The organism is Qingshengfaniella alkalisoli (genome assembly GCF_007855645.1).
Classification (GTDB): domain Bacteria; phylum Pseudomonadota; class Alphaproteobacteria; order Rhodobacterales; family Rhodobacteraceae; genus Qingshengfaniella; species Qingshengfaniella alkalisoli.
This window is the reverse complement of the sequence record NZ_CP042261.1, coordinates 377,698-395,277: the sequence shown is the minus strand read 5'-3', so window position 1 is coordinate 395,277 and position 17,580 is coordinate 377,698. Positions and strand designations below refer to the sequence as shown.

Genomic DNA, 17,580 nt, shown 5'->3' with positions numbered 1-17,580 from the left:
CCGCGACCATGTTCTGCGAGTCGCGACCACACTGCATAGCGATGGTTACCAACACCTGAAGCGGCTAGGCTTGCAGCGCAGTTTTTGGAATGATCACCCGAAATGCTGCTCCGCCCTGACCTGGCAGATAGGAGATGGAGCCGCCCATCTTGTTCATGATTTCTCGGCAAATCGCGAGCCCAAGCCCCGCGCCACCGGCAGAGGACTGATCGCTCAGTCGGGAGAACTTCTCGAAGATCAGCGGCTCGCTACGCGCTGGTATTCCGCGGCCATTATCAACAAAATCCGCAATGATTTCGTCGCTGCGCTGCTGAACACGGATTTGCAGCTTAGGATCATCGGCCTCGCAATATTTGCGCGCATTGGCGATGATGTTGATGAAAACTTGGCTCAAACGGTCCACATCTGTCACAAGTGACACCGCTTCGGCAGCAGCGCTGCGGAGTATAACCAAGTCGGACTCTCTCGCACTGCTATGCGACGCGATAACGGCCTTGTCGATCACATCGGACAGCAGTGCCTCCCGCAGATCAAGCTGCACGCCACCACGTTCCAGAACACTTAAATCCAGCAATGCATCGAGAAGCCGGGTCAAGCGCATGGCCTCGTCCAGAATGACCGTCGAATACCGAGTCCGTTCATCCGCTGACAGATTGTCTGCATCAATCAATATTTCTGCAAATGCTCGAATCGACGTCATCGGTGTGCGCAATTCATGACTGATCTGGCTAAGGAAGGAATCCTTTTGCACCGAGAGTTCAGTCAACTTGTCATTCGCCTCACGCAACTGTCGTGCCGTGCGTGCCAATTCCTTCGATTGCGCCTCCAGCTGCAAGGAGTATTCCATCATCTGCGCGGTCTCATCGGCCACCGCCATCAGGTCTTGAACCGACACTGCAGCCCCGCTCACGATCTGTCCGATCATCGCGTGCGCCGTTGCCGACCCGACCGAGCCACTGAGTTCACGCTCCAGCCGTTCAATGAAATCGGGCGTGGCATCGGGTAGATAGCCTTGCTTGCCTTGGGCGCGCGCTTCGGACTGGAACAGCGTCTGGGCCTCGGACGCACCAAGGATGCGTTGCGCCATGATCAACAGGTCTTCGGCTTCGACCTCGCTGCGAGTCCAGCCGCGCGGGTTGGACGAATAGTCGAAGACACGTACGAACTGCGCCCCCTGAAGCCGCTCGATCGGGCGGGGAAAGCTCAGAAGCGATCCGATACAGAAGAAGGCGAAATTGAAGGCGAGACTCCACATGCAGGCGTGGATGACCGGGTCTAACCCGGACAGCCCGAAAAGAGATTGCGGGCGCAGCCACGCTATTCCCCAAGGCCCAGCCTGCATCAGCGAAGTAGAATAGACGGTGCCGAGGCTTGGAAGGAACAGCGTGTAGAGCCAGACGAAAAAGCCGACTGAAACGCCCAGAACCGCACCTACACGGCTCGCGCCACGCCAGAAAATTCCGCCGAACAAAGCCGGCAGAAGCTGGACGACACCTGCAAAGCTCACCAACCCCATGGCGGCCAGTGCCTCTCCACCACCCGAATAGCGATAATACCAGTATCCAAGCGCCAATACCCCCGCGATACTGAGGCGGCGCGACATCAGAACCACCTCGCGCACGTCGCCGGACATCGTCGCCCCGACCTTTCGCGTCCTAAGCCAGACGGGAATGATTATGTGGTTCGATACCATCGTTGCCAGCGCCAGTGCCGCCACGATCACCATTGACGTGGCCGAGGACAACCCCCCCAGGAAGGCCAGCATTGCGATGGTCCCATGATCGAGCGCCAGCGGAATGGTCAGCACGAACAGATCAGGGTTGGACCCTTCGGGCAGTATGGCAAGCCCGATGACCGCAATCGGCACCACAAAGATGCTCATCATCGCGAGATACAGCGGAAAAGCCCACGAGGCGGTGAACAAATGGGATTCGTCTTCGTTCTCGACCACGAGCACCTGGAACATGCGGGGAAGGCAAAGAAATGCGGCGCCCGCCAGAAAGATTAACGCCATCCAGCGCGTGCCGTCTGTCTGCACGTCCGCAATGGGCGATGCATCGATCCGCGCCAGCATATCTGAAGGGCCATCCGCGACGAACCAAACAACGAACACGCCAACGGTCAACAGAGCCGCGAGCTTGACCAACGCTTCCAGCGCGATGGCCGTGACGATCCCGTGGTGCCTTTCATTTGCATCCAGATTGCGTGTGCCAAACAACACCGTGAAGACCGCGAGCCCGACCGCGACCCAGATCGTTGTGCCGGAATGGGCACCACTTACGCCCGTCCTAAGCCCATCCGCTGCGAAGACGCTGAAGGACAACGTGACTGACTGCAACTGAAGCGCGATATACGGCGTGCTGGCAACCACGGCGAACAGCGTGACCACCCCACCCAGGAAAGTGGACTTGCCATATCGCGAGGAAATCATATCGGCGACCGAGGTAATCCTTTGTGTGCGCCCGATCCGGATCATCTTACGCAGCACCCATAGCCATCCGATCATGACAAGTGTGGGGCCGATATAGATGGTCAGGAACTCGAGCCCAGACCGAACCGCATACCCGACTGCGCCATAGAAGGTCCACGCAGTACAGTAGATCGACAGCGACAGCGTGTAGACCCAAGGTGAACGCAACCACCCGCCCCGCCCGCGCAGTGCTCGCCGATCGGCCCAGAACGCCACAACGAACAGGATTGCAACATAGGCCAACGCCACCCCGACCAGCAGGTTGAACGGAACCATCAGCCGCCATCCTGATCAAAACTGCGGCGCGGTCCGCCGGCTCGGTCGTCATGGCGTTCCAAGGCAATGGCAATCACCGCCCCGAACGCGACCAACAGGAACCAGACGACAAACAGATAGATCGTCTGCACGGCCAGACCGGGCTGCTCGGCTTCATTCCCGAGCCCCCACAACAGCGGCATCAGAAAAAGCAACAACCCGAAAATCGGCAACATGCGCCACGCATCGACCAGCCGTCGACGGCGATAGCCCTGCCGTTCAAGGAAGATCGGGGGCCGTTCGTCGTTCATCTGTTTACCAGTGCGCGGAGTTGTTCGATCACTTCGGCATTGGAAAACGGCTTGGTCATGAAAGCGCTCGCCCCAAGCTTTTCCGCGCGTTCCTTATCCTTGGACTGCCCCTTGGCCGTCAGCATGAGCACCGGCAGATCCGCGGTCTCCGCACCATGCCGGATGTCCGACAAGATATCGAAGCCGCTTTTCTGTGGAAGCATGATGTCCAGCACAACCACATCCGGATGGTGTCGCTCGATTGCTTCACTCGCAGTGGCGCCGTTCGCGTGACAGGCAACGGACCATCCGTCGCGTTGCAATATGAAGCGTATCGCTTCGGCAATGTTCGGCTCATCCTCAATGAGCAGGACCCGATGCCCCATTCATATTCTCCTCCCCAACCCTTTTAATCATTATTGGCAGGAGTATTCTCATTTGCCCGTTCCCTGTCAAAACTAACCGTCAAGATGGATGGTTCACGCCGCGCAAGGCAGTCGTTGACGCGACACATCCGGCAGGTTGTACCTACCAACCTGCGCGGAGCCTTCCTGTCTTCGTCGCGCAGCACCAGCATGTAGGACCGCACGTTCCGTCCTGCAGCAAGCCCACGCGGGTAGTCAACTGTAGCCACGGCATGGGCCATGAAGGTCTCTTCCCCATCATTGAGACGCAGCAGGGTTTGCACGGGCACAGAAGGTTGAGCCAGGGCATCATAAAGTGGCCACAAAGCACATCCCGCACCAAATCGCGGCGGGACAAAGGAGTCATGGGATTTGCGCAAGATGAAGGCGCCAGAGGCGTCACATCCGATCAGGCCCGTTTCCTTGCCTCCCGAACGCGGCAACAAGACCGCCGCTCGCCGTAGCATCGTGCCCAGATCCACACCGGCCCGGCGCGCGAGGACCACCGGATCCAACTGAGAGCCCTCAAGTAGCGCTACAAACGACGTTTCCGGCAACCGTTCAACATCCCGCGCGTACTGCTCCAGGTGGCTAATCAAGAGGTCGCGGACGCCCCGTTCCATCTGTGCGGCATCGGCGTATTCGGGCGTTTCGTCCAGTGTCCCCCCTTGTTCCAGCCCCGCCAGAAAATGACCGGTCGCATCCAGATAAGCGTCCAACTCATCCTGCGGTGTCAACCGGTTCCGTTGAGGGTTCTCACGCGCATCCAGATAAAGTGCCAGTTTCGCAGATGTCCGTGCAAGTTCCGCGCTATCCGTATCGAGGTTCCGGTGGAAGCGGTCCTGCCAGTTGCGGTCAAGATCATCAGTTTCAGCCAAAATCGTTGCCGTCGACCGGATCGCGGACACCTTTGACAGAACCTCATGCAGCGCGTCAGAAAGCACGGGGTCGTGCCCCAGGCGGTCGCTCAACGCGGCAACGCGGTGTTCAAGCGCGGTGATGTGTCGCTGACGCTCCGCCAAGGTGTGCGCCCAGCCCGGAAAGCGACCGATGAATTCATCAATCCGCGCGGTTTCGGCTTGCGCCATCCGGTCTGCGGTGGCCGCAGAATTGAGCTCATCCACAAGCCGAGCCTCGGCACCCTCGCTCAACAAGGAAACATCAGTGTCCAGCGCCTTGGCTAATCGGACGAGCAGTTTGCCGCCAATCTTGCGCCGGTTGTGTTCGATCAAGTTCAGATAGGGAGCCGATATCTCGGCAACCCGTGCGAGCTCGATCTGCCGCAACCCCAGTGCCAGCCTGCGCTCACGAATACGCGTACCTATCAGCGTAGCGGTCATCGTTCCGGCACGAACCCGCGCGCATCACGACCTTGCCGCAACCGCAAGATAATAACTTTACAAGACATGAACTATCTCCCGTAATTTGTTTACACTATATTTTCTGTTTTCCAAAGACTTATTGCTCGGTTTTCCATCTGCCCTGAATAATGAAGACGCGCTGTAAAGGTGCCGGGCCGCGGGGAGGCGGTTCGAAAATCAACATGGGAGGATTTCATGTCCAAGACCGATCTCACACGCCGTGGCGTGCTGAAAACGGGAACCATTGCGGGTGCCGGCCTTGCCGTGCCCACGATCTTCACCGCCCAATCTGCGCGGGCTTTCACCAACGAGCCGACCGGCGACACCGTGACACTGGGCTTCAATGTGCCACAAACCGGTCCCTATGCAGATGAGGGTGCTGACGAGTTGCGTGCATTCGAGTTGGCAGTCGAACACCTGAACGGTGGCGGTGATGGCGGTATGATGAGCACCTTCTCGTCCAAGACGCTCGACGGTACGGGCATCATGGGCAAGAAGGTCGAGTACGTCACCGGCGACACGCAAACCAAATCGGACGCGGCCCGCGCCTCTGCCAAATCGATGATCGAAAAAGACGGCGCCATCATGATCTCCGGCGGCTCGTCTTCGGGGGTCGCCGTTGCAGTTCAGGGGCTATGTCAGGAAGCCGGTGTGATCTTCATGGCCGGTCTGACCCATTCCAATGACACCACGGGCAAGGACAAGAAGGCCAACGGCTTCCGCCACTTCTTCAACGCGTACATGTCAGCAGCGGCGCTCGCCCCCGTGCTGAAGAACCTCTACGGCGATGACCGCGCGGCCTATCACCTGACCGCCGACTATACTTGGGGCTGGACGCAGCAGGAGTCGATCCAGGCGGCGACCGAGGCAATTGGCTGGCAAACGATCAACAACGTCCTGACACCCTTGGCCGCGACGGATTTCTCGTCCTATATCGCGCCGGTACTGAACTCCGGCGCGGATGTGCTGGTTCTGAACCACTACGGCGGCAACATGGTCAACTCGCTGACGAACGCCGTGGAATTCGGACTTCGCGACAAATCGGTAAACAACAAGAACTTCGAAATTGTCGTGCCGCTCTACTCCGAACTCATGGCACGCGGTGCGGGCAATAACATCGCGGGTATCCCCGGATCGCAGAACTGGGACTGGAAGCTACCTGATGAGGGCACGAAGGCTTTCGTTAAATCCTTCGGCGAAAAATACGGCTTCCCGCCGAGCCAGGCGGCGCACACCTGCTACGCCCAGACACTGCTTTACGCGGATGCGGTGAACCGTGCGCAGTCGTTCGATCCCTGTGCAGTGGGTGAGGCGTTGGAAGGATTCGAGTTCGACGGGCTGGGCAACGGCCCAACCCTGTATCGCGCCGAAGATCACCAGTGCTTCAAGGACGTGGTTGTCGTACGCGGCAAGGAGAACCCGGAAAACGAGTTCGACCTCGTGGAGATCGTGGAAGTCACACCCCGCGCTCAAGTCGAATACGAACCGGATCACCCGATGTTCGCTGGCGGTGCTCTCGGGTCGTGTAACCCCGGCGCATAACCAAAGGGTGCCGACCGCAAGGTCCGGCACCTTCACAACAATGATCGCCGGACGGCGCCGTAAACGCGCGGCGTCGTTCAGCGAAATTTATCCAACAGGCGAATTCAATGGACGCAATTCTGCTTCAGTTGCTCAACGGTCTTGATAAAGGATCGGCCTATGCGCTGATCGCCCTCGGCCTGACGCTGATTTTCGGCACTCTGGGCGTCGTCAACTTCGCGCACGGCGCGCTGTTCATGATCGGTGCGTTCTGCGCTGTAACACTTCAGCGGCTCCTGTCGCTCAGCTACACCGTCATTGACCCAGAAAAGAAAGACTTCCTCGGCAATCCTTTGGAGATAAAGATCCCCTATGTCGAGAAGTGGTTCGGCGAAGCCGCCGGGCAAACCATCATAGACTGGTCCGTTCCGCTGGCAGTTCTTTTCGCCATTCCGATCATGCTGTTCATCGGATTTGCGATGGAACGTGGGTTGATTAAGCATTTCTACAAGCGTCCACACGCTGACCAGATCCTTGTGACCTTTGGCCTGGCGATCGTGCTGCAGGAGATCGTGAAGTATTTCTTCGGTGCAAATCCAATCCCCACACCCGCCCCCGAAGCTTTCCGCGGATCGTTCGACTTTGGCGTTCTGCTCGGATTCGACCCGAATGTCATCATCTATCCCTACTGGCGCATGATCTACTTCGCGTTTGCCATGGTCATCATCGGCGCGGTGTTTGCCTTCTTGCAGTTTACTACATTCGGCATGGTGGTGCGCGCTGGTATGGCGGATCGCGAAACCGTCGGGCTTCTGGGCATCGACATCGATAAGCGGTTTACCCTGATGTTCGGACTGGCGGCAGCCGTCGCGGGTCTGGCAGGCGTGATGTACACGCCGATCAATTCACCAAATTATCACATGGGTATGGATTTCCTCGTGCTCAGCTTCGTCGTTGTCGTCGTCGGCGGCATGGGCAGCCTGCCCGGCGCGGTCCTGGCCGGCTTCCTGCTCGGCATTCTCGAATCCTTTGCCTCGATGAACCAGATCAAGTCGATTCTTCCCGGCATCGACCAGATCATCATCTATCTGGTGGCCATCATCATTTTGCTGACCCGTCCCCGTGGCCTCATGGGCCGCCGCGGCGTGATGGAGGAATAACCCATGCTCGGTCTCAATCGCCGTGACACGATCACCCTGATCATCGTCGCCACCCTTGCGCTATGCGCCCCTTTCATCCTGAACCCGTTTCCGGAGAACTCGTCGCTGGCGCAGTTCAACGCAGGCTATCCCGACCTGATGCAGCGCTTCGTGATCTTCGGGATCTTCGCCATCGGCTTCAACATCCTGTTCGGGCTGACCGGCTATCTGTCCTTCGGTCATGCCGCGTTTCTGGGCGTGGGCAGCTACTCGGCCGTGTGGATGTTCAAGCTGCTCAGCATGAATGTCATCCCCGCAATCATATTGTCGGTGATCATCGCTGGGCTGTTCAGCCTGCTGATCGGCTATATCAGCCTGCGACGGTCAGGCATCTATTTCTCGATTCTGACGCTGGCCTTCGCGCAGATGAGCTTCAACCTCGCCTATTCCGTTCTGACGCCGATCACCAATGGCGAAACGGGTTTGCAAGTCACGCTGAGCGACCCGCGCATCATCGGGCAGACGGCGACGGCCGATGGATCCATCCCCGTGACGAACCTGTTCGGCCTGGAAATGCGGGCGACCCACGTCATGGATATCGGCCCTTGGGCGTTCCAGTTCAACACGGGTTACTACCTGTGCGCGATCCTGATGCTGCTGGCGTTCTACCTGTCCGTGCGGCTTTTCCGCTCACCCTTTGGAATGATGCTCCGTGCGGTAAAATCGAACCAGAACCGGATGAACTATACCGGCCTGAACACCCGCCCCTATACGTTGGCCGCCTTCGTGATCTCAGGCATGTATGCCGGTCTGGCCGGTGGGTTGCTGGCATCGATGGACCCGCTGGCTGGGGCGGAGCGGATGCAATGGACAGCATCGGGCGAAGTCGTTCTGATGACCATCCTTGGTGGCGCGGGTACGCTTCTTGGGCCAGTGCTGGGTGCGGGCTTCATCAAGTATTTCGAGAACATCTTCTCCAAGATCAACGACAACGTCCTGCATACATGGTTCGCCGTACTGCCTGACGGGATGGAAGATGCGCTGGTCTTCATCGTACACCCCTTCGTCGGCAAGGGCTGGCACCTGACACTGGGCCTGCTGTTCATGCTGGTCGTGATCTTCCTGCCGGGCGGTTTGATCGAAGGCGGGCAGCGCATCGGGCGGCTGTTCAAACGCAAGCGCACCAAGAATGACGATCACGCCTCTGCGCGTCAGACGTCCCCTGCGGAATAAGGAGAAGCTTCGATGGGTATTCTCGAAGTCAAAGGCGTCAACAAGAACTTCGGTGGGCTGAAAGCATTGTCCGATGTAAACCTTTCGGTGAAGGAAAATTCGGTCCATGCGATCATCGGGCCTAACGGCGCAGGCAAATCGACGCTGCTCAACTGCCTGGTGGGCAAGCTGATCCCCGACACGGGGTCGGTGATGTTCGACAACCAGTCCGTGCTCGGTCGCAAGCCGCATCAGATCAACCAGATGGGGATCAGCCGGGTGTTCCAGACACCTGAGATTTTCGGCGACCTGACGGTACTGGAAAACGTCCTGATCCCTTGTTTTGCCAAGCGAGACGGCGCGTTCCGAATGCATGCCTTCGAGCAGGTCGGCAATGAACGGGACATGCTGCTGCGTGCCGAGACCATTCTGACTGACGTCAACATGATCGACAAACGCGACGATCATGCCGGATCATTGTCGCGCGGTGACAAGCGGCGGCTGGAAATGGCGATGTGCCTTGTCCAGAACCCCAAGCTCTTGCTGCTGGACGAACCGACGGCGGGGATGGCGCGGGCTGACACGAACAACACGATCGGTCTGCTTCGAGAGATCCGCGAAATACGCGACATCACCATGGTGATCATCGAGCACGACATGCATGTGGTGTTCTCACTCGCGGACCGGATCACGGTGCTCGCACAGGGCACCCCGTTGGTCGAGGACATCCCCGAAAAGATCAAAGGCCATCCAAAGGTGCAGGAAGCCTATCTCGGTCAGGCCCATGCTGCGTGACGAAGGACAATGACATGAACACCAGACCCGATTTTTCCCGACACGCCAATCATGCCGAAACAGCACCGGCCTATTTTTCAGCATGGGATCTGCACGCCTATTATGGCGAAAGCTACATCGTGCAGGGCGTCAGTTTTAACGTGCATGAAGGCGAGATTCTAGCACTGCTCGGTCGCAATGGCGCAGGCAAGACCTCCACGCTTCGCACCATCGCGCGCCTTGGCAACCCCGAACTGAAACACGGCGAAGTGTGGTTGGATCATCAGCCGCTTCACCGGATGAATTCTGCTCAGGCCTCTGTGTCCGGCTGCGGGTTGGTGCCCGAGGACAGGCGGATCATTCCGGGCCTGACAGTCGAGGAAAACCTGAAGCTCGCCCAGATCACACCGCCGGTCGGCTGGTCGCTGGAACGTCTCTACGAATTGTTTCCCCGTCTTGGTGAACGGCGCAAACAGGAAGGTGTGACGTTGTCGGGCGGGGAACAACAGATGCTCGCCATTGCCCGCGCACTGGCCCGTGACATCAAGTTGCTCTTGTTGGACGAACCTTACGAAGGCCTCGCTCCCGTCATCGTTCAGGAAATCGAAAAGACGCTGAACCTGATCAAAACACAGGGCATCACCACGATTATTGTAGAGCAAAATGCAGTTGCGGCATTGAACCTCGCGGACAGGGCTGTGATCTTGGATACGGGTCAGGTCGTCTTTGACGGCACGGCAAAAGAGGTCCTCGACAATGAGGAACTGCGCCACAACTATCTGGCCATCTGATTCTATCCGGATGCGTGCCGAGAGGAGCGCGCGCATCCTCGTAAGGGAGGAGCCTCGATGCTCGACGAAAATCCAAAACCCTATCCCCCTTCCGACGACTTCGTGAAGAATGCGCATGTCGATGCCGACCGCTACAAGGCGATGTATGAGGCGTCCGTGTCAGATCCCGAAACCTTCTGGGGTGAAGAGGGCAAGCGGCTCGATTGGATTACGCCCTATACCAAGGTCAAATCAACAGACTTCACCTTGGGCCAGGTCGACATCAAATGGTTCGAGGACGGCGTCCTGAACGTCGCCGCGAACTGTATCGACCGCCACTTGAAGGACCGTGCTGACCAGACCGCGATCATCTGGGAACCGGATGAGCCGGACGCCGAAGCTCTGCATATCACCTATCGCGAGCTTCACGAGAAGGTCTGCCGTTTCGCCAATGTACTGCTCAGCCAGGGTGTGATGCGCGGTGATCGCGTGGTGATCTACCTGCCGATGATCCCCGAAGCGGCTTATGCAATGCTTGCCTGCGCACGCATCGGCGCAGTTCATTCCGTCGTCTTCGCCGGCTTCTCGCCCGATGCGCTGGCAAACCGTATCAACAACTGCGATGCAAAGCTGGTGATCACGGCCGATGAAGCCCCGCGCGGCGGCCGCAAGACGCCCCTGAAATCCAACACCGACGCCGCGCTTCTGCACTGTTCCGACAAGGTGCGCTGCTTGGTGGTGAAGCACACCGGCGGTCAGACGACATGGATCGAGAACCGCGATGTCGACGTGAAAGCAATGATGGAAACCGTAGCGCCGGATTGCCCTGTGCGCCCGATGGGTGCGGAAGACCCTCTGTTCGTCCTCTACACATCGGGATCCACTGGTCAACCGAAGGGCGTCGTGCATACCTGCGGCGGCTACCTGCTTTACGCGTCCATGACCCAGAAGTTCACATTCGACTACCATGACGGCGACGTGTTCTGGTGCGGCGCGGATGTAGGTTGGGTCACCGGGCACAGCTACATCGTTTACGGCCCGCTTGCGAACGGGGCGACCTCGCTGATGTTTGAAGGCGTGCCGACCTATCCCGACGCTTCACGCTTCTGGCAGGTGATCGAGAAGCACAAGGTCAACCAGTTCTACACCGCGCCGACCGCCATCCGTGCATTGATGGGGCAAGGCACGGAATTCGTCGAGAAATGCGATTTGTCGTCGTTGAAGGTGCTGGGCACAGTAGGTGAACCGATCAACCCTGAAGCATGGAACTGGTACAACGAAAATATCGGCAAAGGGAAACTGCCCATCGTCGACACTTGGTGGCAGACAGAAACGGGCGGGCACATGATCACACCGCTGCCCGGCGCGACGCCCACCAAGCCTGGCTCCGCGACCCTGCCCTTCTTCGGCGTCCAGCCTGTGGTACTTGACCCGCAAAGCGGCGACGAGATCGAAACCGTCGAAGCAGAAGGCGTTCTGGCGATCAAGGATAGCTGGCCGGGTCAGATGCGCACCGTCTATGGTGACCATGAACGGTTCGAGAAGACATATTTCTCGGACTACAAAGGTTACTATTTCTCCGGCGATGGATGTCGTCGCGATGCAGATGGCTATTACTGGATCACGGGACGCGTGGATGACGTGTTGAACGTGTCTGGGCACCGCATGGGCACGGCAGAAATCGAAAGCGCGTTGGTCGCGCATATCGCTGTCGCCGAGGCGGCCGTCGTCGGATATCCGCATGAGATCAAGGGTCAGGGCATCTATGCCTATGTCACGCTGATGAACGATCAGGAACCATCTGACGAATTGCGCAAGGATCTTGAAAAATGGGTCCGCACGGAAATCGGTCCCATCGCCAAACCAGATCATATCCAATGGGCGCCAGGTCTGCCCAAGACACGCTCAGGCAAGATCATGCGGCGTATCCTGCGCAAGATTGCCGAGAATGACTATGGATCTCTTGGTGATACCTCGACGCTCGCTGATCCTTCGGTCGTCGATGATCTGATTGCCAATCGCAAAAGCTAAGCGTCAGTCACCCGTCGCACTTCGCAAAGCCCGCCCTAACCGGCGGGCTTTTTAACTCAGCCAGAAGAACTCTACAGTTCCCCGTCAAACGCGGTAGGGTTACCTTAGGACAAACAACCTGAGGAAATGCCATGCGATCCGTCGTCATCTCCACCGCCTTGGCCGCCAGTCTCGCAGTATCGGCCTGTGAAGATCAGAGACAGCAAGACATGATCGGCACAGGCCTTGCATCCGCTGCCATTGCCGCAATCGCCGCAAACGCAATCGCTAGCGATCCGGCATGGACGATCGCCGCGGCAGCCGCCGCCGGTGCGGCCGGCGCATTGTATGCACGGAACCGTGACACGAATGAATGCGCATATCACAGTGGCGACGGCGAAACCGTCTATGTACGTGACTGCCCCGAAACCTGATTAACCGGACGCCAGTTCCTCTAATACTGTCAAGGCGCTGGCGGCCTGATCAATGGGAACGAAAGCATGGTCGTGATGGTGCGCCACCACCACATTGCACGGAATGCCAGCCCCAGCCAGAAGGGTTGAAACGGCAGCGGTCAACCCGATCCCGTCCAGCGCCGAATGAACATCCAGCGTGATTTGCGAAAATACCGGATCATCCCCCATACGCGCTGGCATGATCAAGGATAGTCCTTCACCTTCCCTGAACATCGCCTTAGCGTCAGGCAAAAGTCGCGAAAGACCGGCGTCGTCCGCCGCCGTGACAAAGCAGAATGTCCCCTCGACCAAGCGAGGAGACATGCCAGAGATCATTGCGTCCCGGTGTTTTACCCTGCCTCCCAACGGACTTCCTAGTCGAGCGACTTCAGCACATCGGCCAGCGTCCCGAACAGCTGGTCGATATGCGACTTCTCGATGATCAGCGGCGGACTCATTGCGATGATGTCACCGGTCGTGCGGATCAGCACACCTTTTTCATAGGCGTCGAGGAAGGCCTGGAAGGCACGAGCGGTAGGCTTACCCGGGATCGATTCCAGTTCCACCGCACCAATGAGGCCCAAGTTGCGGATATCGATCACATGGGGAAGATCCTTCAGCGCATGAAGTCCTTCCTGCCAATACGACGATAGCTCCGCCGCACGTTCGAACAACCCTTCTTCGCGATAGGTGTCGAGCGTTGCAATGCCACAGGCTGCCGCGATGGGGCTACCGGAATAGGTGTAACCGTGGAACAGCTCGATCATGTTCTCGGGACCGTTCATGAATGCATCGTGGACCTCGGAAGACGTCAGCACCGCGCCCATTGGAATCACGCCATTGGTCAACCCCTTGGCCGTCGTGATCAGGTCAGGGGTCACACCAAAATAATCCGCGGCGAATGGTGCGCCGAGACGGCCAAAGCCCGTGATGACCTCATCAAAAATCAGCAATATCCCGTGCTTCTTGGTGATCTCGCGCAACTTCTGGAGATACCCTTTTGGCGGGATCAGCACGCCGGTCGATCCGGCGACCGGCTCAACGATCACGGCAGCGATGGTTTCGGCACCGTGCAGCGCGACGATGTCTTCCAGTTCATCGGCCAGGTAAGCGCCGTGTTCCGGCTCGCCCCTGGTGAAGGCGTTTTGCTCTGGCAAATGTGTGTGCGGCAAGTGATCGACGCCCGTCAGAAGGGTTCCGAAATGCTTGCGATTATTCACGATGCCACCGACGGAAATTCCCCCGAAGTTCACGCCGTGATAGCCGCGCTCTCGCCCGATCAGCCGGGTCCGTCCTGCATCCCCGCGCGCCTTGTGGTAGGCGATGGCAAGCTTCAGCGCCGTTTCAACACTCTCGGATCCGGAGTTGGTGAAAAAGACATGCTCCATGCCCTTGGGGGCCATGTCGCGCACCTTGGATGCCAGTTCGAACGCCTTCGGGTGACCCATTTGAAAGGCCGGCGCATAATCCAACTCATCCACCTGTGCCTTAACGGCCTCGGAAATTTTTGACCGCTTATGCCCCGCATTGCAGCACCAAAGCCCAGCTGTGCCGTCCAATACCTGCCGTCCATCCGCCGTAGTGTAGTGCATGCCCTCTGCTGCCACCAGCATGCGCGGCTTCGACTTGAACTGACGATTGGCCGTGAATGGCATCCAGAACGCGGAGAGGTCATTTGGTGCGGTAGAACCGGAGTATGCCATGATAAGTCCTTCAAAACTGCCGCGATCGGCATGTTGCTGTCCGTGAATGCGCGCGAATGGGCGTCATTTGAGCAAACGCTAGCAGAGGCGCAAGGGCAGTCAAGAAGCAGAGCGCATCAATCGGCACTTTTTGATCAAAAATTTTCTTCAGAATCGACAAGCTGCCTTAGACGCAAGTGTTGCGTGTTTCTGTGTATTTACGTGGGCTGTCGAGCTCGGCTCTGGCGTCAGAAACCCGAAAAATGAAAGAAATGCGCAAATTTTCTGTAGGCTGTGGCGCATATTCTGCACAGCCATTGCTTTTCAGCTATTTCCAAACGGTGTAGGAAAGGCCTACATGCATGGCCAATTGCATCAGACATAACAGAGGGCGAGCGAAGAACCCATGACCGACACCCCCCACGGAGAAGACGTGGCATTCATCCAAGCGCTGGCGGAACTGCTGCGGGAAAACGATCTGACCGAGCTTCAGGTCAAACGTGAATACGGTGAAGACAACACGCTCAATGTCCGGGTCAGCCGCCACCAATACGCCGCACCTGCCGCAAGCGCACCAACCGCGGTGAGCGTGCCAGCCGCAGCGGCGCCTTCCGCGCCCGCACCTGCCGCACCAGAAGCAGCCGCGGCACAGGAAGATCCCGCATCGCATCCCGGCGCCGTTCCATCGCCGATGGTGGGCACCGTATATCTGCAACCCGAACCCGGCGCACAGTCCTTCGTCGAGGTCGGCACGCAGGTCAGCGAAGGCCAGACACTTCTGATCGTCGAGGCCATGAAGACCATGAACCAGATCCCTTCCCCGAAATCCGGCACGGTCAAACGAATCTTGGTCGAGGACGGAGCTCCGGTGGAGTTCGGCACACCCTTGATGATCATCGAATAGGGCCTGGCCATGTTCGAGAAAATCCTGATTGCAAACCGCGGTGAAATCGCCCTGCGCGTCATAAGGGCCTGTCGCGAGATGGGCATCGCCAGCGTCGCGGTCCATTCGACGGCAGACGCCGACGCAATGCATGTGCGTATGGCAGATGAAAGCGTCTGCATCGGCCCGCCTCCCGGCACTTCCAGCTATCTGCATATGCCGTCCATCATTTCGGCCTGCGAAATTTCTGGTGCCGAGGCCATCCATCCAGGCTATGGCTTCCTGTCCGAGAACGCGAGTTTCGTTCAGATCGTGCAAGACCATGATCTGACCTTCATCGGACCGACAGCGGAACACATCCGCGTCATGGGCGACAAGATCACCGCCAAGGAAACGATGAAGAATCTCGGCGTGCCCGTGGTGCCCGGCTCTGACGGTGGCGTTCCAGATATGGACGCCGCGCGGCGGATCGCTGGTGAGATCGGCTATCCGGTCATCATCAAGGCGACTGCAGGTGGCGGGGGGCGCGGGATGAAACTGGCGCGCAGCGAAGCCGACATCGAAAACGCCTTCCGCACCGCCCGATCAGAAGCGAAATCGGCTTTCGGAAATGACGAGGTCTACATCGAGAAGTATCTCGGCAAACCTCGCCATATCGAGATTCAGGTGTTCGGCGACGGCAAAGGCAACGCCGTTCATCTGGGCGAGCGCGACTGTTCCTTGCAGCGCCGCCACCAGAAGGTCTTCGAAGAAGCTCCCGGCCCGGCCATTACGCCCGAAATCCGCGCGGAAATTGGCCAACGCTGTGCCGAAGCCGTCGCGGCGATCAACTATATAGGCGCGGGTACGATCGAGTTCCTGTATGAAGACGGGCAGTTCTATTTCATTGAAATGAACACCCGCCTTCAAGTCGAACACCCCGTGACCGAAGGGATCTTCGGCGTCGATCTGGTGCGCGAACAGATCCGTGTCGCCGCTGGTGAACCAATGTCCTTCACTCAAGACGATCTGAAGGTGAACGGCCACGCCATCGAAGTACGGATCAACGCCGAAAAACTTCCGAACTTCTCGCCCTGCCCCGGCAAGATTACTGCGTATCACGCACCCGGCGGTCTGGGCGTTCGTATGGATTCTGCCCTGTATCAGGGCTACTCGATCCCGCCCTATTATGACAGCCTTATCGCCAAGCTGATCGTTCACGGCCGTGATCGACCAGAAGCGCTGGCTCGCCTGCGTCGCGCACTGGGTGAGTTGATCGTCGACGGCATAGACACAACCGTACCATTGTTCGAGCGTCTGCTTCAGGAACCCGACATTTTGTCGGGCGATTATGACATTCACTGGCTGGAACACTGGCTGGCCAGTGAGTACGAACAGTAGGCGATCTGGCTGACGTGGAGACGCTGACGCCGGACCTACTGCTACAAGCCTATGCCATGGGGGTTTTCCCCATGGCGCAATCCCGCGACGATCCAGAAATATATTGGGTCGACCCGGACCTGCGCGGTGTGATCCCGTTGGGCGAGTTCCGCGTTTCCCGCTCGCTCGCGCGCAGGATACGCAAAACACCCTTTCAGGTCAGCTTCGACACAGCCTTCGAACAAACCGTGTCAGGCTGTGCGGATCGCTCCGAGACCTGGATCAATGACACGATCCACCGGCTGTATAGTGATTTGTTCTCTCTGGGTTTCGCACACTCCGCCGAAGTGTGGGACCAGAACGATCTTGTCGGCGGTGTGTACGGTGTGTCGCTGGGCGGCGCATTCTTCGGCGAAAGTATGTTTTCACGGCGCACTGACGCCTCGAAAATCGCACTGACCTATTTGATCGACCGTCTGAAGCTCGGCGGCTATAGACTGTTCGACACGCAATTCGTGACCGAACATCTTCTTTCGCTCGGTGCGATTGAAATTCCAAGACAAGACTACAAGCGGCGGTTGTCGTCAGCCCTGAACGCTGACGCCGACTTCAACCGAGGTGGAAAAGTTCCGGGCTGTCAGGCGGTTTTGCAGCGGATGACCCACACGTCATAGCGCATATGGTCGAGGGCGTTCAGCGCGGGCGAGGACGCTACCATCCAGCCATCGAACAGTTGCGCACCGGCTTTGGTGTCTTCGATCACCAAATACGCGAAGGCATCACCGGACGGGTTTTCTGTAGGATAGCGGCAGTCTTCCAGCCTCACAGTCAAGCGCCCCATCTCCACCGTTTCGCCGATCGCCACATCAAGGTCGGTCAGTTCACCGGAAAGGCGATCAAGCCCGCGCAAGGTTGCACCTCCTGCGGAGGTGACCTCCTGCGCGGATGCTGTGGATGCTAGCAGCATGGCAACGAAGCCAGTCAGCGCCCGCATC

Annotated in this window: 17 protein-coding genes; 10 read left to right on the top strand and 7 right to left on the bottom strand. The window is 58.2% G+C overall.

Annotated elements, in window-relative coordinates:
- Positions 1-64: 64 nt before the first annotated feature.
- The 4 genes from FPZ52_RS02070 to FPZ52_RS02055 are packed head-to-tail and all read right to left on the bottom strand — an operon-like array spanning position 65 to position 4,759.
- Positions 65-2,746 carry an ATP-binding protein gene (locus FPZ52_RS02070; protein ID WP_146363225.1) on the bottom strand — a complete coding sequence of 894 codons (2,682 nt, stop codon included), beginning with the start codon at positions 2,744-2,746 and terminating at the stop codon, positions 65-67.
- Entirely contained in the window at positions 2,746-3,036 is a 291-nt protein-coding gene (locus FPZ52_RS02065; RefSeq protein ID WP_146363223.1) for a hypothetical protein, read from the bottom strand. The genes FPZ52_RS02070 and FPZ52_RS02065 overlap by 1 nt, the downstream gene beginning before the upstream one ends.
- A complete protein-coding gene (locus FPZ52_RS02060) occupies positions 3,033-3,401 on the bottom strand; it encodes a response regulator transcription factor (protein WP_146363221.1) in 369 nt (122 codons plus the stop codon). The genes FPZ52_RS02065 and FPZ52_RS02060 overlap by 4 nt, the downstream gene beginning before the upstream one ends.
- 23 nt (positions 3,402-3,424) lie before the next feature.
- Complete coding sequence (locus FPZ52_RS02055) at positions 3,425-4,759, bottom strand: helix-turn-helix domain-containing protein (RefSeq protein WP_146363219.1); 1,335 nt, start codon at positions 4,757-4,759, stop codon at positions 3,425-3,427.
- A 216-nt stretch (positions 4,760-4,975) separates the two neighbouring features.
- Here FPZ52_RS02055 and FPZ52_RS02050 point away from each other — a divergent pair, with 216 nt between their 5' ends.
- The 7 genes from FPZ52_RS02050 to FPZ52_RS02020 all read left to right on the top strand — a co-directional run bounded on the left by FPZ52_RS02050 (position 4,976) and on the right by FPZ52_RS02020 (position 12,640).
- Positions 4,976-6,322: a substrate-binding protein gene (locus FPZ52_RS02050; RefSeq protein ID WP_146363217.1), complete on the top strand. Its 1,347-nt coding sequence runs from the start codon at positions 4,976-4,978 to the stop codon at positions 6,320-6,322.
- 107 nt (positions 6,323-6,429) lie between these two features.
- Complete coding sequence (locus tag FPZ52_RS02045) at positions 6,430-7,461, top strand: branched-chain amino acid ABC transporter permease (protein ID WP_146363215.1); 1,032 nt, start codon at positions 6,430-6,432, stop codon at positions 7,459-7,461.
- A gap of 3 nt (positions 7,462-7,464) precedes the next feature.
- Positions 7,465-8,673 carry a branched-chain amino acid ABC transporter permease gene (locus FPZ52_RS02040; RefSeq protein WP_146363213.1) on the top strand — a complete coding sequence of 403 codons (1,209 nt, stop codon included), beginning with the start codon at positions 7,465-7,467 and terminating at the stop codon, positions 8,671-8,673.
- A gap of 12 nt (positions 8,674-8,685) precedes the next feature.
- On the top strand, positions 8,686-9,447 hold the full coding sequence (locus FPZ52_RS02035) for an ABC transporter ATP-binding protein (protein WP_146363211.1): 762 nt from the start codon (positions 8,686-8,688) through the stop codon (positions 9,445-9,447).
- Positions 9,448-9,461: 14 nt separating this feature from the next.
- Complete coding sequence (locus FPZ52_RS02030) at positions 9,462-10,217, top strand: ABC transporter ATP-binding protein (protein WP_146363209.1); 756 nt, start codon at positions 9,462-9,464, stop codon at positions 10,215-10,217.
- 57 nt (positions 10,218-10,274) lie between these two features.
- Positions 10,275-12,227 (top strand): acetate--CoA ligase, encoded by a 1,953-nt coding sequence (gene acs / locus FPZ52_RS02025; RefSeq protein WP_146363207.1) that lies wholly within the window; start codon positions 10,275-10,277, stop codon positions 12,225-12,227.
- Positions 12,228-12,358: 131 nt separating this feature from the next.
- Positions 12,359-12,640, top strand: coding sequence for a glucose-6-phosphate isomerase (locus FPZ52_RS02020; protein WP_146363205.1), 282 nt, complete (start codon positions 12,359-12,361; stop codon positions 12,638-12,640).
- On the opposite strand, the gene FPZ52_RS02015 is transcribed toward FPZ52_RS02020, so the two are convergent.
- Both FPZ52_RS02015 and aptA read right to left on the bottom strand, forming a co-directional pair.
- A complete protein-coding gene (locus FPZ52_RS02015) occupies positions 12,641-12,997 on the bottom strand; it encodes an ACT domain-containing protein (protein ID WP_146365627.1) in 357 nt (118 codons plus the stop codon). It abuts the gene before it with no gap.
- Positions 12,998-13,035: 38 nt separating this feature from the next.
- The gene (gene aptA / locus FPZ52_RS02010) at positions 13,036-14,364 is read right to left on the bottom strand and encodes an omega-aminotransferase AptA (RefSeq protein ID WP_146363203.1); all 1,329 of its coding nucleotides are present in this window, start codon (positions 14,362-14,364) and stop codon (positions 13,036-13,038) included.
- A gap of 385 nt (positions 14,365-14,749) precedes the next feature.
- Here aptA and accB point away from each other — a divergent pair, with 385 nt between their 5' ends.
- From accB to aat, 3 genes are read left to right on the top strand one after another with little or no spacing between them, the layout of a single operon-like run.
- Positions 14,750-15,247 carry an acetyl-CoA carboxylase biotin carboxyl carrier protein gene (gene accB / locus FPZ52_RS02005; protein WP_146363201.1) on the top strand — a complete coding sequence of 166 codons (498 nt, stop codon included), beginning with the start codon at positions 14,750-14,752 and terminating at the stop codon, positions 15,245-15,247.
- Between the two features lie 9 nt (positions 15,248-15,256).
- Positions 15,257-16,606: an acetyl-CoA carboxylase biotin carboxylase subunit gene (gene accC / locus FPZ52_RS02000; RefSeq protein WP_146363199.1), complete on the top strand. Its 1,350-nt coding sequence runs from the start codon at positions 15,257-15,259 to the stop codon at positions 16,604-16,606.
- A gap of 14 nt (positions 16,607-16,620) precedes the next feature.
- Positions 16,621-17,259 (top strand): leucyl/phenylalanyl-tRNA--protein transferase, encoded by a 639-nt coding sequence (aat, locus tag FPZ52_RS01995; protein ID WP_146363197.1) that lies wholly within the window; start codon positions 16,621-16,623, stop codon positions 17,257-17,259.
- Here the strand turns inward: aat and FPZ52_RS01990 are convergent.
- Positions 17,223-17,579 (bottom strand): DUF2155 domain-containing protein, encoded by a 357-nt coding sequence (locus FPZ52_RS01990; protein ID WP_146363195.1) that lies wholly within the window; start codon positions 17,577-17,579, stop codon positions 17,223-17,225. The genes aat and FPZ52_RS01990 overlap by 37 nt on opposite strands.
- Position 17,580 lies beyond the last annotated feature (1 nt).

Excerpts from the sequence above, each read along its gene's own strand:
- FPZ52_RS02070 (WP_146363225.1), bottom strand. The coding sequence starts at position 2,746 with ATGGTTCCGTTCAACCTGCTGGTCGGGGTGGCGTTGGCCTATGTTGCA.
- FPZ52_RS02065 (WP_146363223.1), bottom strand. The coding sequence starts at position 3,036 with ATGAACGACGAACGGCCCCCGATCTTCCTTGAACGGCAGGGCTATCGC.
- FPZ52_RS02060 (WP_146363221.1), bottom strand. The coding sequence starts at position 3,401 with ATGGGGCATCGGGTCCTGCTCATTGAGGATGAGCCGAACATTGCCGAA.
- FPZ52_RS02055 (WP_146363219.1), bottom strand. The coding sequence starts at position 4,759 with ATGACCGCTACGCTGATAGGTACGCGTATTCGTGAGCGCAGGCTGGCA.
- FPZ52_RS02050 (WP_146363217.1), top strand. The coding sequence starts at position 4,976 with ATGTCCAAGACCGATCTCACACGCCGTGGCGTGCTGAAAACGGGAACC.
- FPZ52_RS02045 (WP_146363215.1), top strand. The coding sequence starts at position 6,430 with ATGGACGCAATTCTGCTTCAGTTGCTCAACGGTCTTGATAAAGGATCG.
- FPZ52_RS02040 (WP_146363213.1), top strand. The coding sequence starts at position 7,465 with ATGCTCGGTCTCAATCGCCGTGACACGATCACCCTGATCATCGTCGCC.
- FPZ52_RS02035 (WP_146363211.1), top strand. The coding sequence starts at position 8,686 with ATGGGTATTCTCGAAGTCAAAGGCGTCAACAAGAACTTCGGTGGGCTG.
- FPZ52_RS02030 (WP_146363209.1), top strand. The coding sequence starts at position 9,462 with ATGAACACCAGACCCGATTTTTCCCGACACGCCAATCATGCCGAAACA.
- acs (WP_146363207.1), top strand. The coding sequence starts at position 10,275 with ATGCTCGACGAAAATCCAAAACCCTATCCCCCTTCCGACGACTTCGTG.
- FPZ52_RS02020 (WP_146363205.1), top strand. The coding sequence starts at position 12,359 with ATGCGATCCGTCGTCATCTCCACCGCCTTGGCCGCCAGTCTCGCAGTA.
- FPZ52_RS02015 (WP_146365627.1), bottom strand. The coding sequence starts at position 12,997 with ATGATCTCTGGCATGTCTCCTCGCTTGGTCGAGGGGACATTCTGCTTT.
- aptA (WP_146363203.1), bottom strand. The coding sequence starts at position 14,364 with ATGGCATACTCCGGTTCTACCGCACCAAATGACCTCTCCGCGTTCTGG.
- accB (WP_146363201.1), top strand. The coding sequence starts at position 14,750 with ATGACCGACACCCCCCACGGAGAAGACGTGGCATTCATCCAAGCGCTG.
- accC (WP_146363199.1), top strand. The coding sequence starts at position 15,257 with ATGTTCGAGAAAATCCTGATTGCAAACCGCGGTGAAATCGCCCTGCGC.
- FPZ52_RS01990 (WP_146363195.1), bottom strand. The coding sequence starts at position 17,579 with ATGCGGGCGCTGACTGGCTTCGTTGCCATGCTGCTAGCATCCACAGCA.